Raw genomic sequence first — 14,874 nt, 5'->3', positions numbered from 1 at the left:
AAAAGTGCCTGTTCCGGCGGCATTCCGGCGCTTTTCCGCTGGCTTGCAAGCCCTGCCGAGGCCGCGTCTGCGGCCTTTTTTGCAGGTGCAGCATGATAGAATCGTCCGCTCCAAACTCGTCTATTTGCCGACGCCATGAACATCGTCATTTTGGCGGCAGGTACCGGCAAGCGCATGCGGTCCGCGCTTCCCAAGGTGCTCCATCCTCTGGCCGGCCGGCCGCTCCTCGCTCATGTCATCGACACCGCCCGCGCGCTGAAGCCCGCCCGCCTGATCGTCGTGATCGGCCACGGCGCCGAAGCCGTGCGCGAAGCCGTCGCGGCGCCCGATATCCAGTTCGCGGTACAGGAGCAACAGCTCGGCACCGGCCACGCGGTGCAGCAGGCGCTGCCGCTGCTCGATCCATCGTTGCCCACGCTGGTGCTTTATGGCGACGTGCCGCTCACGCGTGCGCAAACGCTGCGCGCACTTACCGGGCGTGCCGGCCAGGACGGCTACGGCGTGCTCACCGTCACGCTCGACGACCCGACCGGTTACGGCCGCATCGTGCGCGATCAGCACGGCAACGTGCAACGCATCGTCGAGCAGAAGGACGCGAGTCCCGAGCAGCTGAAGATCGCCGAAATCAACACCGGCATCATCGTCGCGCCGACCGCGCGCCTTGCCGGCTGGCTCGCGGCGCTCAAAAACGACAACGCGCAAGGCGAGTTCTATCTGACCGACGCGGTCGAAATGGCGATCGAAGCCGGCCTCGAAGTCGTCACCACGCAGCCCGACGACGAGTGGGAAACGCTCGGCGTCAACAGCAAGCAGCAGCTCGCCGAGCTCGAGCGGATTCATCAGCGCAATGTCGCCGACGCACTACTCGTCGCGGGCGTGACGCTCGCCGACCCGGCGCGCGTCGACGTGCGCGGCACGCTCGAATGCGGCCGCGACGTGTCGATCGACGTCAACTGCGTGTTCGAAGGCCGTGTGACGCTGGCCGACAACGTCAGCATCGGGCCGAACTGCGTGATTCGCAACGCGAGTATCGGCGCCGGTACGCGCGTCGATGCGTTCACCCACATCGAAGGCGCGGAAGTCGGCGCGAAGGCCGTTGTCGGTCCGTATGCGCGCTTGCGCACAGGCGCGGCGCTGCAAGACGAGTCTCATGTAGGGAACTTCGTCGAGATCAAGAACGCGGTGCTCGGTCATGGCTCGAAGGCCAACCACCTCACCTACATCGGCGATGCGGATGTCGGCGCGCGCGTGAATATCGGCGCGGGCACGATCACCTGCAACTACGACGGCGCCAACAAATTCCGCACCGTGATCGAGGACGACGTGTTCGTCGGCTCGGACACGCAACTGGTCGCACCGGTGCGCGTGCAGCGCGGCGCGACGATCGCGGCCGGCACCACGGTGTGGAAGGACGTCGCCGCCGACGCGCTGGTGTTGAACGATAAAACCCAGACGAGCAAGACGGGCTACGTGCGCCCTGTCAAAAAGAAAAGCTGATCGATACGGCGTGCCCACGAGGCGCGCTCACTGAATCCGGCACTGAAAAGGAATACACCATGTGCGGCATTGTCGGCGCGGTTGCGCAACGTAATATCGTTCCCGTCCTGGTCGAAGGACTGCGACGCCTCGAATATCGCGGCTACGATTCGTGCGGCGTCGCCGTGCTCGGCGCTCGCGGGCCGAGCCGCGCGCGCAGCGTCGCGCGCGTGGCCGACCTCGAAGGCCAGGTGCGCGACGGTCACCTCGAAGGCGTGACGGGCATCGCGCATACACGCTGGGCCACGCATGGCGCACCGGTCACCGACAACGCGCACCCGATCTTCTCGCGGGATGCGCTGGCGTTGGTACACAACGGCATCATCGAAAACTACGAGACCTTGCGCGAAATGCTGCGCGGCAAGGGTTACGAGTTCGTCTCGCAGACCGACACCGAGGTTATCGCGCACCTGGTCCATAGCCTGTATCGCGGCGACCTGTTCGCTGCGGTGCGCGAGGCGATCGCGCAACTGCACGGCGCGTATGCGATCGCGGTGCTGCACAAGGATCAGCCGCATACGGTGGTCGGCGCGCGTCAGGGCTCGCCGCTCGTGGTCGGGCTCGGGGACGGCGAAAACTTCCTCGCATCGGACGCGCTCGCGCTCGCAGGCAGCACCGAGCGCTTCATCTTCCTCGAGGAAGGCGACGTCTGCGAACTGTCGCTCGATGGCGTGCGCATCGCCGATCGCCAGGGCGAGGCCGCGCAACGCGAGGTGCGCCAGGTGGCGGCCTATGGCGGCGCGGTCGAACTCGGCCCGTATCGCCACTTCATGCAGAAGGAAATCTTCGAGCAGCCGCGCGCGATCACCGACACGATTCCGCAGGCCGACGCGTTCGATGCCTCGATCTTCGGCGAAGGCGCGCGCCAGGTGTTCGCGGACATCGACAGCCTGCTGATTCTCGCGTGCGGCACCAGCTACTACTCGGGGCTCACCGCCAAGTACTGGCTCGAATCGCTCGCGAAGATTCCGACTCAGGTCGAGATCGCGAGCGAGTATCGCTATCGCGAGTCGGTGCCGAATCCGAAGTCGCTGGTGGTGGTGATTTCGCAGTCGGGCGAAACCGCCGACACGCTCGCGGCGCTCAAGCACGCGCAGGAGCTCGGCCACAAGCACACGCTCGCGATCTGCAACGTCGGCACGAGCGCGATGGTGCGGCAGACCGAGTTGTCGTTCCTCACGCACGCGGGCCGCGAGATCGGCGTCGCGTCGACCAAGGCATTCACGACGCAGCTGGTTGCGCTGTTCACGCTGGCGGCAACGCTCGCGAAGCTGCGCGGACGTTTGAACGACGAGCAGGAAGCGAGTTATCTGAAGCAGTTGCGCCACCTGCCGGCGGCGCTCAACAGCGTGCTCGCGCTGGAGCCGCAGATCATCGCGTGGTCGGAGGAGTTTTCGCGCAAGGAACATGCGTTGTTCCTCGGACGCGGCATGCACTATCCGATCGCGCTCGAAGGCGCGCTGAAGCTCAAGGAGATTTCGTATATCCACGCCGAGGCGTATCCGGCTGGCGAGCTGAAGCACGGGCCGCTGGCGCTCGTGACCGAAGCGATGCCGGTGGTGACGGTCGCGCCGAACGACGCGCTGCTCGAAAAGCTGAAGTCGAACATCCAGGAAGTGCGCGCGCGCGGCGGCGAGCTTTATGTGTTCGCCGATGCCGATACGAAGATCGTCAACGGCGAAGGGCTGCATGTGATCCGGATGCCAGAGCACTATGGCTTGCTGTCGCCGATCCTGCACGTCGTGCCGCTGCAGTTGCTCGCGTATCACACCGCTTGTGCGCGTGGCACGGATGTGGATAAGCCGCGGAACCTGGCGAAGTCGGTGACGGTGGAGTGACGAAGACGTAGCGGCAAACCGGGCCGCAAGCTCACGCGATCAGCCGCGCCGCCATGCGGTCCGGCGGACGAAACACCATCGGCATCTGTCTTTCCACGATGCCTCGACGTGACGACGCCACATCGACTACCCTCTGTCGACATCCCACGTGGCCTCGTCATCATGAAGACCTCATCTCCCAACACGCTAACCGAAAAGCTGAAGTCACGCGTCGTGCTAATCGCGCTGTTCGTCGGTTCGATGTGGGCGGTGTTCTTTCTGTCGGTTGCGTTGCCGTTCCTGCATCTGAACGAACACGGCGTCGTGCCGCGTTCGCTCGACGGCTTGCAGGGCATCCTGTTCGCGCCGTGGCTGCATGCGAGCGTCGGACACATCGCCGCCAACACGAGCGGGCTCGTCGTACTCGGCTGGCTGTGTACGTGGCCGAACATCGCCGGCTTCTGGCGCGCGACCATCGGCGCGATGCTCGGCGCCGGTCTTTGCGCGTGGCTATTCGGCGCGCCGTATTCGGTGCATATCGGCGCGAGCGGGCTGGTGTTCGGCTATGCGGGTCACCTGGTTGCGCGTGGTTACTACACGCGCAATCTCGTGTCGATCCTCGTGGCCCTGGTCGTCGTCAGCAGCTACGGTCTGAGCCTGCTGTTCGGCGTACTGCCGATCTATCCGGATGTGTCGTGGCAGAGCCATGTCGGCGGCGTGCTCGGTGGTGTGCTCGCCGCGCGTGCGGGGGCCGGCGCGGCAAACCGGGTACGCGTGCGCTGACCCACCCGCATTTTTTCGCGTATCGGCATATCGCCAGGTGATCGACGAAACCTACAACTCCGGCCGCGCCAGATCGCTCGCGACGATGTGTTCGCCATACACCTGCGCGGCCGCGAGCGCTTCGAGTCGGCTCGCGTGTGGGCCCAGTTCGGGCGCGCCATCGAATGGAAACAGCACGCGGCCGTCGGTCGTGCGCAGCACCTTCAACACGCCGAAGAAGCGCCGGTAGCCGGCCATTTTCGCGCTCGCCGAAATCTCGAAGTCGTCCTCCGACGTGCCGGGGACGCTGGGAATAAACGCGGTCTTGCTCATAGCTGAAAACATCGGTTGTTCGTTGAGGCGGCGCGCAACGATGTGCGCGGCCGACGCGCATTGTCTCAAATTGGCGCGAAGCGTGAATCGAGTCGGCAACCCGCTGGTTCGCCAATGGTTTTATCGGTGAACTAACGTCAACTTTCACCGCAATGTCATAGGCGCTCCATAAAGTCTGCCCGCAAATAAAACCGCATTCCCGACAGGGCAACAAAGAGACAGCAACAGAGGGCAACGAACATGTCACACCGCATTGGGCTACGCGCACTCATCATGGCCGCTTGCACGGCTTTAATCGCTTTGATCGTGGCCGCCTGCGGCTCGTCTTCTTCGTCCGGCGGGCTGCAACTGACCGGACAGCAGCAGATTCGCCACGTCTTCGTGATCACGCTCGAAAACGAAAACTACGCGACCACATTCGGCGCCAACACCAAAGCGCCGTATCTCGCGCAAACACTGGCATCGCAAGGCGCGCTCGTGCAGCAGTACTACGGCACGGGCCACGTGAGTCTCGACAACTACATCTCGATGATCAGCGGCCAGTCGCCGACCAACGAGACCGACAACGACTGCATGACCTATCAGGACTTCAAGCTGACCGGCATGACGTCCGATGGCCAGGCGATCGGCTCGGGCTGCGTGTATCCGGCCAGCGCGAAGACGTTGCCGGACCAACTCAAGGCAGCGGGCTATACGTGGAAGGGCTATGAAGGCGACATGGGCAACGATCCGTCGCGCGAAGCGGCCACCTGCGGCCATCCGACGCTGAACACGACGGACCTCACGCAGTCGGCCGAAGCTCCGAGCGCGGCCGTGCCGCTCGGCGACCAGTATGCGACGCGCCACAATCCGTTCATGTACTTCCACTCGATCATCGATTCGCCGGACTGCGGACAGCACGTCGTCAATCTGAATAACCTGCAGAACGATCTGCAATCGGTCTCGACCACGGCGAACTTCAACCTGATCACGCCGAACCTGTGCGACGACGGCCACGACGCACCTTGCGTGAACGGCCAGCCGGGCGGCCTGACGAGCGCGAACACGTTCCTGCAGAAGTGGGTGCCGATCATCACCGCATCGCCGGCGTTCCAGAAGGATGGCCTGCTGATCATCAACTTCGACGAAAGCAGCTACGCGACGGTCACGCAGTCCGCGTCGGGCGAGGATCTGATATTTGCCGGCACGACCTGCTGTAGCCAGCAACCCGGCCCGAACCTGCCGTCGTTCCCGGAGACTTCGTCGCTCGCCTATAACGGCATCACGATCAACCTGACCAAGTCGAGCTACGGCGGCGACCAGACCGGCGCCGTGATGATCTCGAAGTTCATCAAGCCGGGTACGGTGTCCACGGTGCCGTACAACCACTATTCGATGCTGAAGAGCATCGAGGACATCTTCCAACTGGACCACCTTGGTTATGCGGGACAGGCCGGTCTGGTGGGGTTCGGCAGCGACATCTTCACGAACCTGTAAAAGACTCGATGCTGTCTTCTGTCATGCGATTCACGGCGCGCGCGAGCGCGCGTCGGATAGCGCTCGCCGCCCTGATGGGCGGCGCGTTACTGGGGGGCGCCGGTGCGGCGCGCGTTGTTGCGTCGAATGCGACACCGGCATCCGCCGATGCGAAGCCCGTCTATAGCGACGCCGCCGCGCTCGGCAAACTGATGTTCTTCGATCCGGCGCTGTCGGCCTCGGGCAAGATGTCGTGCGCGAGCTGTCACAGTCCCGAGCACGCGTACGGGCCGCCCAACGGTCTCGCCGCGCAACTGGGCGGCGTAGACTTGCATCAGCAGGGCACGCGCGCGGTGCCGAGCCTGCGCTACGTGCTGAACCGTACGCCGATCTGGACGCATGCGCAGGCGGCGAGCCTGTCCGAGCGGCTCAGCGAAACGGACAACGCGCCGGTCGGCGGCTTCGGCTGGGACGGGCGCTTCAACTATCTGCACGATCAGGCGAACTTCCCGCTGTTCAATCCGAACGAGATGGCCAACAAGGATCCGGCCGCATTGCTCGCGAAGATGCAGCGCGCACCATACGCTGCGCGCTTCAAGGACGTATTCGGCCAGAACATTTTTGCCGATCCGACCAAGGCGTTCACCCAGGCGATGTACGCGATCGAGCGCTTCGAGCTCGAAGACCCGAGTTTTCATCCGTACACGAGCAAGTTCGACTACTACCTGGATGGGAAAGTGCAACTAACTGCACAAGAGTTGCGCGGCAAAAAACTGTTCGACGACCCCGCCGGCGGCAATTGCGCATCCTGTCATATCGACCAGTCGGGCGTGAACGGCGCTCATCCGCTTTTCACCGACTTCAACTTTCAGGCGCTTGGCGTGCCGCGCAACGCTGAACTGAAGGTCAACGCCGATCCGAAGTATTTCGACATGGGCCTGTGCGGACCATTGCGTACGGATCAGAGCGACAAGCTGAACTGCGGACTGTTCAAGTCGGTATCGCTGCGCAATACCGCGACGCGTCACGTGTTTTTTCACAACGGTCGCTTCCACACGCTGAAAGAGGTGTTGCGTTTCTACGTGCAACGCGATACGAACCCGGACAAGTGGTATCCAAGGGATGCGCACGGCAAAGTCGACAAATTCAACGATCTGCCGGTCGCACTGCGCGTGAACGTCGATACGACCAACGAGCCGCTGACGCGCAAAACGGGCGAGCGTCCGGTCTGGTCCGAGCGTGATATCGACGACGTCGCCGCGTTCCTCGCGACGCTGAGCGACGGCTATGACCTGAAGTCAAAAGCGGTCAAATGAACCCATCGGAAAGCGGGACGAGTTCCGCTCACCCTTGATTTAAAAGACAAAAAATTGCCGAGGAGAGGCGCCGCCCGACGAAGCGGCGCTATAATGCGCGGATCTTTGCTTCCTCCGACGTCCACTATGAGCCGGTTACTTTGCCTGATCGTGCTTTCGCTCAGCCTCGCGCAAACCGCGGCGGCCGACGAAAACACCGACCGAATATCGGCGTACCTGACGCAGAAGTTCGGTGTGGGCAAAGAAAAGGCTCAAAAGATCTCCGACGCGGTGCAATCCGCCGCCAACAAATACTCCCTTCCTCCGGCGCTGCTGCTCGCCATCATCTCGATCGAATCCCGCTTCAAGGAAAAAGCCCGCGGCGCCAATGGCGCGACGGGGCTGATGCAGGTCGTGCCGCAGGCGCACCGCGGCCTGCTGCGCAACGTGAAGGATCTGACCGAGCCGGGTGCGAACATCGAAGCTGGCTCGGCGATTCTGTACGGCTACATGCGCTCGGCGAACGGCGATCTGAATACCGCGCTCAAGAGCTATGGCGGCTCGAAGGCCTATGCGCAGAAGGTGAATCTGCGCGTGGAGGATTTCGCGGCGGTTGCGACACCCGCTGACGGCGCTTCCGGGGCCGCTGGGCGGGCCGCGTGGTGCGAGGCGGATCGTTGCGCCAGCGCGAACCCGTGGGCCGACGCGTTCAGCGTGCCGGCAGCGCTCATTGCATCCGCGGCACCCGCCGCGAGAGGGGCAGCCGGGGCATCGTCGGCCGTGACCTCTGGGTCGACTTCGGCCGCGACGGTGGGCTCGGCGCGCACGACGTCGAACTAGGCACGCACGCGCGGTCTCTTCTCGCATTTTCGCCCGTTTGCACTGCGAGGGCGCGGCGGCGTGCTTCAAGTTGACGCCCTGTTTCCCGCTGTAATAGGGTCCGGGCTGTACCTTGCACGCTTTTTACGCACGTGACGCTGCCCGCTCTACAATGCATTTCCATTCGCGCCCACGAGGCGCTTCTTGCAATTGATCATGCAGAACCCCTTTTCCCGCACCACCGCCGCGGCCCTGTTCGGGCTGGTCGCGCTCACGGCATGCAGCAGCACGCCGCAACCCCAATTCACTCAGGAACTATTCGAAACCGGCGCAAGCCCGTACGCGCGCAATTTCAATTCGAGTACGGGCGATAGCTGCGAAGCCGCGCGCCGCGCATTGCTGAGCCAAGGCTATCTGACGACGATGTCGCGTCCCGATACCGTCGACGGCACGAAGAATTTTCAGCCGACAGGCGATTCGCACGTGGTCGTCGAATTTCACGTCGTGTGCACGCCCGGCGAAGAGGCGGCCGATACCAGCATCGTGTACGTGAACGCGGTGCAGAACGGCTTCGCATTGAAGAAGAGCGATACGTCGGCGAGCGTCGGGCTCAGCGTCCTCGGTTCGCTGTCGCTGCCGATTCGCTCGAATAGCGACGCGATGGTGAAGATCTCGAGCGAGACGATTCCGTCGGGCAAGTTCTATGACCGCTTTTTCGGTCTCGTCGATCATTACTTGCAGACGGTCGTGCGCACGCAGCCGGTGACGAGCAGCCCGATCGAGACGCGGACGCTGCCGATGCCGGTAGCAGCGCCGCTTCAACTGACGATCCCTGAGCCGGTACCCGAGCCGGTAGCGGCGACCACCTCCGCTGCAGTTCGAGCGACGTCGACCGTGCCGGTTCAGACGACGTCACCAGCGCTCGCCCAACCGACGACCGACAAGCCTGTCGCCGTGACGCCACCAGCTGCGGCTCAGGCGGTCGAGTCAGCGCCCGCGCCAGTGCAGTTAACCGCACCCGCACCGCTTCCGTTGACGACACCGTCGACATCCTCGCCGGTCCAGCCCGCCGACCCGATTGGCCAGGCTGCAGCGATCGAACCCGCGAGCGGCACGGCGCCTCTGGTGCCCTGACAGCCGCGCAGCGGCTTTCGCATCGAGGCTGAATCAAGGTCCGATCAGCCTCTGATTCAGGCGCGCAGCGATATCCACCTTATGGTGTTTACTTGATACGTATACATACGTAGTAGTAGTTAACAAGGGTTAACCGATTCTGTGGATAAGTCGCAAATGTCGCGCCGCTTCAACATCATGCGAAACCTATAACCCTGCGGAACACGTCGGTAGAAAAACTACATAACTGGGATAAGTTCGAACACCGTTAGCCGACCCTGATCTTTATCAAGATTTCGCGCACAGGCTGTTCGTCGCGCTATCCCGAAGTTATTCAGAGGTCGCTGTGGATAACCACGCCTCCGACCGACACTTCCCGTTGCTCCCGCATCGACGGTTCGCGCGCCGCGAAGGGCTCGCCAACGCACAGATTTCCGCCCACCGAACGCGCACATTGATAACTCGGTACGAAGATTGCGCGCCTTCGTATTGCAAGCGCAACTGTTGCTATTTAGTCAAAACCATTTGCCCAGCGAACAATCCGGCATAGAGTTAAAGTGCTTTGTGAGGTTTCTGGTGCAGTGCGGGGGATGTATGAAACGCAGATCAGCACGACAGCTAGTCCGTCTTCTGTCGGACATTCGACATGCGGCCCATTGCAGCTCGTTGCGCGCGGTCGCGACCAGTCGGATGATGGCGCTGGCAGCCGCCGAGGCCGCCGAGAACGGCGACGCCGCTCGCGACGACGACAGTCCCGAGTCCACGCGCGATGAGCAGCGCGACAAGCTGTTCCGGAGCAGATCATGAGAGCCGCGAGCGAACAGTCGTTGCGGTTTCTGGTCGAGAAGTGGCTTTCGCCATCGCCGGCCGAGCCGGTTCACGTGACGGAATTCAGCCGCACACGTGCGGGCGGGCGGCGCTATGTGCGGGTGGAGACGTCGCCGGAACAGGGCGGGCGGGGTTTGTTCTTCTTTCGCCACGACGACGGCTGCTGGTGCGTGTTTCCGCCAACCGCCGATACGCCGAGCCCATTCGCTCATCCGCGCGCGGCATAGTTGGGCGAAGGGGCAAGACGCCTGTCGGCGCGCATCGCGCACCGAGCGTTGGCGTCGAATCGTTTTATAACGCTGTAAATCACATCACCTGCGGCGCATGCTGCCGGGCGCGTTTCCAACCCGGCAGTATCTGACACACGATCAATCCCGCGAGCATCAGCGCAGAGCCGAACAACGCGCGAGTCGTCAGCGTTTCGCCGAGGACGAGCCAGCCCGCAAACGCCGCGAACACGCCTTCCATGCTGAAAATCACCGCCGCATGCGAGGGCGCCGCGTAGCGCTGCGCGACCACCTGGATCGTATACGCGACGCCCACCGATAACGCACCGCCGTACGCGATCGTCGGCGCGGCTCGTGCAATTATCGCGGCGCTAAAGGGTTCGACGGCAAGGCCGATCGACAGGCACACGAGCCCACAGGTCACGAACTGCGCGAGTGCGAGCATCAGCGTGTCGTGGCGCGCCGCGAAGCGGCCGACCAGCATCATCTGCGCGGAAATCACCAGCGCCCCGGCGAGCTGATACCAGTCGCCGTACAGCATCGAAAAGTGCTCGTCGACGCTCAGGAAGTACATGCCAACGGCCGCCAGTAGCGCGCCAAGCGACGTACCGAGGCCAGTCCGGTGGCGAAACAGCACGCCGAGCAGCGGCACGATCACCACATACAGCGAACTGATGAAGCCCGCGTTCGCGATCTTCGTGTACTGCAGGCCGATCTGCTGCAGCGAGATCGACACGGCCAGCACGACGCCGAGCAGCCCGCCCGCGCCAAGCAGTTCGCGGGCTCCGCCGGGCGCGCGCTTCGTCAGCTCGGCGAGCGCCGCCCGGCGCACGCAGACGATCATCGTCAGCACGACGAGCGCGCCGAGCAGAAAGCGCAAGCCGGTAAACAGGAATGGGCCGATCGTATCGAGGCTCAGTCGCTGTGCGACGAACGCGGAGCCCCAGATCATCGCGGCGATCAGCATCAGCACGTTCGCGCGCAGGTGTTGGCGGGTATCGGGATTCAAGATTTCTTCTGATTTGTCTTGGGATCGCGCTGGGAAGCCGCGCAGGCGCGCCACGCGGTGCTCAGCCGGTAAGGAATCGCTCACATGATACGCGGGCGTCGCGCGCCGGGCAGGCAAGCCCCGCGAGTCGCGCGATAATCGCGCAACGGCCGTGCGGTCGCCGGCCTGCGGATCGCGGTGATCAAGCGACTTGCGGACCGGACCGCGATCCCCCGCTCCTTCCACGAGCAAACGACATGGACGACAAGGACTGGATCGCGGGCGCCGCGAAGGCGCTCGCGATCATCGAAGCATTCGACGAAGAGCACGCGCGCATGACGCCAACGATGGTCGCCGCGCGCGCCGGCCTGTCGCGCACGGCTGCGCGCCGCTATCTGCTGACGCTGCGCGAACTCGGCTACGTCGACACCGACGGCAAGCTGTTCTGGCTCGCGCCGCGCGTGCTGCGGCTCGGCCAGTCTTACCTCGATTCGGCGCGGCTGCCGCGCACGGTGCAGCCGTTCCTGCAGCGGATCACCGCGACCGTGCAGGAAACCGCGCTGGTCGCGATCCTCGACGAACACGACGTCGTCTACGTCGCGCGCAACGGCGTGAATCGGGCGATGGCGGTCGGCTTCGTGACCGGCTCGCGCGCGCCGGCGCCGTTATCGTCGGCGGGGCTCGTGCTGCTCGCGTTCCAGCCGCCCGACAGCATCGACCCGTGGCTCGCGTCGTATCCGATCAAGGTTTTCACGCCGTACACCTATTCGACCGTCGAACGGCTCAGAGAAGTGCTTGGCGAAATCCGCCGCAACGGCTACGTGGTCACCGACCAGCAGCTCGAGATCGGTGTGCGCGGCGTCGCGGTCCCGCTGCGCGACCGGCACGGTACGGTGGTCGCGGCGATCAGCGTCAGCATGCCGATCGGCGAGGAGTCGGCGAACGCCGCGCTGCACCGCGTTTTGCCGGCGCTGCAGGAGACCGCGAGCCTGCTACGGAACCTGGTTTGAGCGCCGCGAAGCGGTCGGCGAGGCGCGCGGGCGGCGGCTTCACGGTGACCTGGTAGGGTCCTTGGTGCGCATTGCAGGTAGATGAAAGCACGCTGAAAGCAGGCTGTCTCCCGGAAAATACATATCGAGTTTTGCGCATGACAAACCGCCTACGCCTGGGTAATACTCTCCCGCGGGGCGCACAAGGCACCTCGAAGTCCAGCCGCTCTACCGTGCAGCTGTATTCATTCACATTGACTCAGTCGTCTGGTTTGGGGATCAACACATGAAAAAAGTTATCGTCTCGCTCGCAGCCGCTTCGATCGCACTCGTTTCCGTTCAGGCTTTCGCGCAGGCATCGGATGCCGCTGCTATGGAAGCAGCAAGCGCACCGAAGAAGCACCACGTCAAGCAGCTGAAGACCCACGGCAAGAAGGCACACGTTTCCGCCGCAGCTTCGGCAGCAGGCACGAACGACAAGGGCGTGCAGAACTAAGCCAACGCGCGCTCGTTGGGCGCGACATAGCGCTGCGCCGCACCGTTTGCCGGTCGGTGCAGCCGGTGGCGGCAGATGCGTTGCCAGCAAAAAGGCCAGAGCTCGCGCTCTGGCCTTTTTGCATTTGCGGCGGATTTTGCGCGCGGGAAGATCAGCCCGCGAGCCCGCGCCGGATCACTTCATCCAGCAGCCCGTTCAGGCCGTCCGCATGACTGGCGGCACGCGTTTTCAGCGCCTCCACCAGCTCGCCGTTGAGCTTGCACGCAAACGGGACGAGGCCTTGCGCCTGATCGAGCTTGCGCTGCTCGCGCCGGTCGATCTTCGGCTCGGTCGCCGCGTTCTTGCCACCGCGGTTAGCGGTCGCCTGTTTCATCGCGTTGCCCAGTTTCAGCGCCTTGTTCTTTTCAAGGTCGGTTTTTTTCATCATCGGAAAGGCCTCTGCCAAATAGATCAACCCGCATTGTACGCAAGCGCGGGGCGTCAGCCGACACCGTCCGGTGCGCCGGCGGAGACGCTGTCCATCAACGCGCGCATCCTCTGCCAATGCGTGCCTTCCCAGAACACGCGTCCGCATACATCGCAGGTCACGAAGCGGCTGTGCCGCTGCAGCACGCCGCACGGCACGCGCGGGCCGGCTTCCTCGCGTGCGATGCGTCGCAGCGGCGCGTTGCATACGAGGCATAGCCGAAACGGTTGCGCGCTGCGCGCGAGGTCGAGCCGCTCGAACACTTCGCGCAACTGCTCGCGCGGCCGCAGCGCGCGCACGTAGCAGCCATGCGTGATGTTGCGGCGTTTGAGCAGCTCGCGGTCGCGCGTCAGCACGATGCGCTGCTGCGCGGCGGCGAGCGCCTCGATATCGGCGTCGGGAAAGTGGTTGTCGTACAGCGTATCGAAGCCCGCAAGGCGCAGAAGCGGCGCGAGGCCGCCGAGATGCGCATCGGCGATGAAGCGCATCACGCGCAACGGCCGCTCGCGCACGCGCAGCAGCGGCTGGATGTCGAGCGCCTCGAATTTCGGATAGACCGCGACGCGGTCGCCGTCGGCGAGCGGATGATCGAAACCGACCGAGTCGCCGTTCACCAGTATCAGCTCGACCTCGGTATGCGGCACACCGAGCACTTCGATCATGTGCTTGGTCGTTGCGCCGCGCGCGCAGACGCAGGTGAACGCGCGCCGGCGCAGCGGCCGGGCGATGAAGTCGTTCAGCTCCTCGTAGAAGCGGAATGTCGCGGTGACCATGCCTGCAGTATCGCACCGCTCGGGTTGCGCGTTGTCCTGCGCTTGTCGCATGAGTGTGCTCTACTTCGGGTTCTATAGAAGACGGAGCGATAGATGGACATCGGTTTTATCGGTCTCGGCGAGATGGGCGCCGCGATGGTTGCAAACATTCTGAAAGCCGGGCACCAGGTGCGCGTGTGGAACCGCTCACCGGAAAAGGCTCAGCCGCTGGCCGGGCTGGGCGCGCAAGTCGTCGCGACGCCGGCTGAAGCGTTTGCGGGCGACGCCGTGTTCTCGATGCTCGCCGACGATGCCGCGCTGCGCGAAGTCATCACCGCGTCGTTGCTCGAACATGCGCCGCGCGGGCTGATCCACGCGAATATGGCGACGATTTCCGTGGCGCTCGCCGAGGAACTGGCGACCGCGCACGCGTCGCGCGGCGTGCATTACGTCGCCGCACCGGTGCTCGGGCGGCCCGACGTCGCGGCCGCGGGCAAGCTGACGATCGTCGCCGGCGGCCCGGCCGAATCGATCGACCGGATCCAGCCGATTTTCGACGCACTCGGCCAGAAGACCTGGCGCATCGGCTCGCTGCCGCAGCAGGCGAACGTGATGAAGCTGGCCGCGAACTTCATGCTCGGCGCGGCGATCGAGACGCTCGGCGAAGCGGCCGCGCTCGTGACGGGCCACGGCCTCGCGATGCAGGACTTTCTCGACGTGATCACGAGCGGCCTGTTTCCGGGACCGGTGTACTCGGGCTACGGCAAGCTGATCGCCGAGCAGCGCTTCGAGCCGGCGCTGTTCAAGGCGCGTCTGGGACTGAAGGACGTGCGCCTCGCGCTCGCCGCCGCCGATGCGGTGACGACGCCGATGCCGGTCGCGAGCGTGGTTCGCGACAGCCTGATCGAGGCGATCGCGCACGGCGACGGCGAGAAGGATTTCGCGGTGCTGGGTCAGGTCGCGACGCGCCGGGCCGGCCGCTGACGGCGCTGTCGATC

General features: G+C 64.1%; 15 protein-coding genes. 11 read left to right on the top strand and 4 right to left on the bottom strand.

From position 1 onward, the window contains the following. Nucleotides 1-135: 135 nt before the first annotated feature. The 3 genes from glmU (at nucleotide 136) to OKW29_RS34450 (ending at nucleotide 4,136) form a co-directional block, all read left to right on the top strand. Nucleotides 136-1,497, top strand: coding sequence for a bifunctional UDP-N-acetylglucosamine diphosphorylase/glucosamine-1-phosphate N-acetyltransferase GlmU (gene glmU, locus OKW29_RS34460; protein WP_429294082.1), 1,362 nt, complete (start codon nucleotides 136-138; stop codon nucleotides 1,495-1,497). 59 nt (nucleotides 1,498-1,556) lie between these two features. Then, nucleotides 1,557-3,374, top strand: coding sequence for a glutamine--fructose-6-phosphate transaminase (isomerizing) (gene glmS, locus OKW29_RS34455; RefSeq protein WP_429294081.1), 1,818 nt, complete (start codon nucleotides 1,557-1,559; stop codon nucleotides 3,372-3,374). A gap of 162 nt (nucleotides 3,375-3,536) precedes the next feature. Beyond that, complete coding sequence (locus OKW29_RS34450; RefSeq protein WP_090802595.1) at nucleotides 3,537-4,136, top strand: rhomboid family intramembrane serine protease; 600 nt, start codon at nucleotides 3,537-3,539, stop codon at nucleotides 4,134-4,136. A gap of 51 nt (nucleotides 4,137-4,187) precedes the next feature. On the opposite strand, the gene OKW29_RS34445 is transcribed toward OKW29_RS34450, so the two are convergent. Further along, nucleotides 4,188-4,448 (bottom strand): DUF6723 family protein, encoded by a 261-nt coding sequence (locus OKW29_RS34445; RefSeq protein ID WP_184035068.1) that lies wholly within the window; start codon nucleotides 4,446-4,448, stop codon nucleotides 4,188-4,190. A gap of 240 nt (nucleotides 4,449-4,688) precedes the next feature. On the opposite strand from OKW29_RS34445, the gene OKW29_RS34440 reads away from it, so the two are divergent. From OKW29_RS34440 to OKW29_RS34420, 5 genes are all read left to right on the top strand, one after another. Further along, nucleotides 4,689-5,924 carry an alkaline phosphatase family protein gene (locus tag OKW29_RS34440; protein WP_429294080.1) on the top strand — a complete coding sequence of 412 codons (1,236 nt, stop codon included), beginning with the start codon at nucleotides 4,689-4,691 and terminating at the stop codon, nucleotides 5,922-5,924. A 23-nt stretch (nucleotides 5,925-5,947) separates the two neighbouring features. Then, nucleotides 5,948-7,219 carry a cytochrome-c peroxidase gene (locus tag OKW29_RS34435; protein WP_429294990.1) on the top strand — a complete coding sequence of 424 codons (1,272 nt, stop codon included), beginning with the start codon at nucleotides 5,948-5,950 and terminating at the stop codon, nucleotides 7,217-7,219. Between the two features lie 126 nt (nucleotides 7,220-7,345). Next, nucleotides 7,346-8,038 carry a lytic transglycosylase domain-containing protein gene (locus OKW29_RS34430; RefSeq protein ID WP_429294079.1) on the top strand — a complete coding sequence of 231 codons (693 nt, stop codon included), beginning with the start codon at nucleotides 7,346-7,348 and terminating at the stop codon, nucleotides 8,036-8,038. Between the two features lie 195 nt (nucleotides 8,039-8,233). Further along, nucleotides 8,234-9,151, top strand: a complete 918-nt coding sequence (locus OKW29_RS34425) for a DUF2242 domain-containing protein (RefSeq protein ID WP_429294989.1) — start codon at nucleotides 8,234-8,236, stop codon at nucleotides 9,149-9,151. Between the two features lie 782 nt (nucleotides 9,152-9,933). Further along, nucleotides 9,934-10,185: a hypothetical protein gene (locus OKW29_RS34420; RefSeq protein WP_184034717.1), complete on the top strand. Its 252-nt coding sequence runs from the start codon at nucleotides 9,934-9,936 to the stop codon at nucleotides 10,183-10,185. Nucleotides 10,186-10,264: 79 nt separating this feature from the next. Here OKW29_RS34420 and OKW29_RS34415 read toward each other — a convergent pair whose 3' ends face one another. Next, the gene (locus OKW29_RS34415; protein ID WP_429294078.1) at nucleotides 10,265-11,194 is read right to left on the bottom strand and encodes a DMT family transporter; all 930 of its coding nucleotides are present in this window, start codon (nucleotides 11,192-11,194) and stop codon (nucleotides 10,265-10,267) included. Between the two features lie 236 nt (nucleotides 11,195-11,430). Between OKW29_RS34415 and OKW29_RS34410 the strand changes: the two genes are divergently transcribed. Next, entirely contained in the window at nucleotides 11,431-12,183 is a 753-nt protein-coding gene (locus OKW29_RS34410; protein WP_018418696.1) for an IclR family transcriptional regulator domain-containing protein, read from the top strand. Between the two features lie 265 nt (nucleotides 12,184-12,448). Then, nucleotides 12,449-12,658, top strand: a complete 210-nt coding sequence (locus OKW29_RS34405; RefSeq protein ID WP_184056380.1) for a hypothetical protein — start codon at nucleotides 12,449-12,451, stop codon at nucleotides 12,656-12,658. A 151-nt stretch (nucleotides 12,659-12,809) separates the two neighbouring features. Here OKW29_RS34405 and OKW29_RS34400 read toward each other — a convergent pair whose 3' ends face one another. Together OKW29_RS34400 and OKW29_RS34395 are read right to left on the bottom strand one after the other, a co-directional pair. Continuing rightward, entirely contained in the window at nucleotides 12,810-13,085 is a 276-nt protein-coding gene (locus tag OKW29_RS34400) for a hypothetical protein (protein WP_429294077.1), read from the bottom strand. Nucleotides 13,086-13,138: 53 nt separating this feature from the next. Beyond that, nucleotides 13,139-13,897 (bottom strand): Mut7-C RNAse domain-containing protein, encoded by a 759-nt coding sequence (locus OKW29_RS34395; protein ID WP_429294988.1) that lies wholly within the window; start codon nucleotides 13,895-13,897, stop codon nucleotides 13,139-13,141. Between the two features lie 93 nt (nucleotides 13,898-13,990). On the opposite strand from OKW29_RS34395, the gene OKW29_RS34390 reads away from it, so the two are divergent. Beyond that, entirely contained in the window at nucleotides 13,991-14,860 is an 870-nt protein-coding gene (locus OKW29_RS34390) for an NAD(P)-dependent oxidoreductase (RefSeq protein ID WP_184034705.1), read from the top strand. Nucleotides 14,861-14,874 lie beyond the last annotated feature (14 nt).

The organism is Paraburkholderia sp. CI3 (genome assembly GCF_050436505.1).
Lineage (GTDB): Bacteria > Pseudomonadota > Gammaproteobacteria > Burkholderiales > Burkholderiaceae > Paraburkholderia > Paraburkholderia tuberum.
The sequence above is the reverse complement of the archived record's forward strand: the minus strand, read 5'-3'. Positions and strand labels throughout refer to the sequence as shown.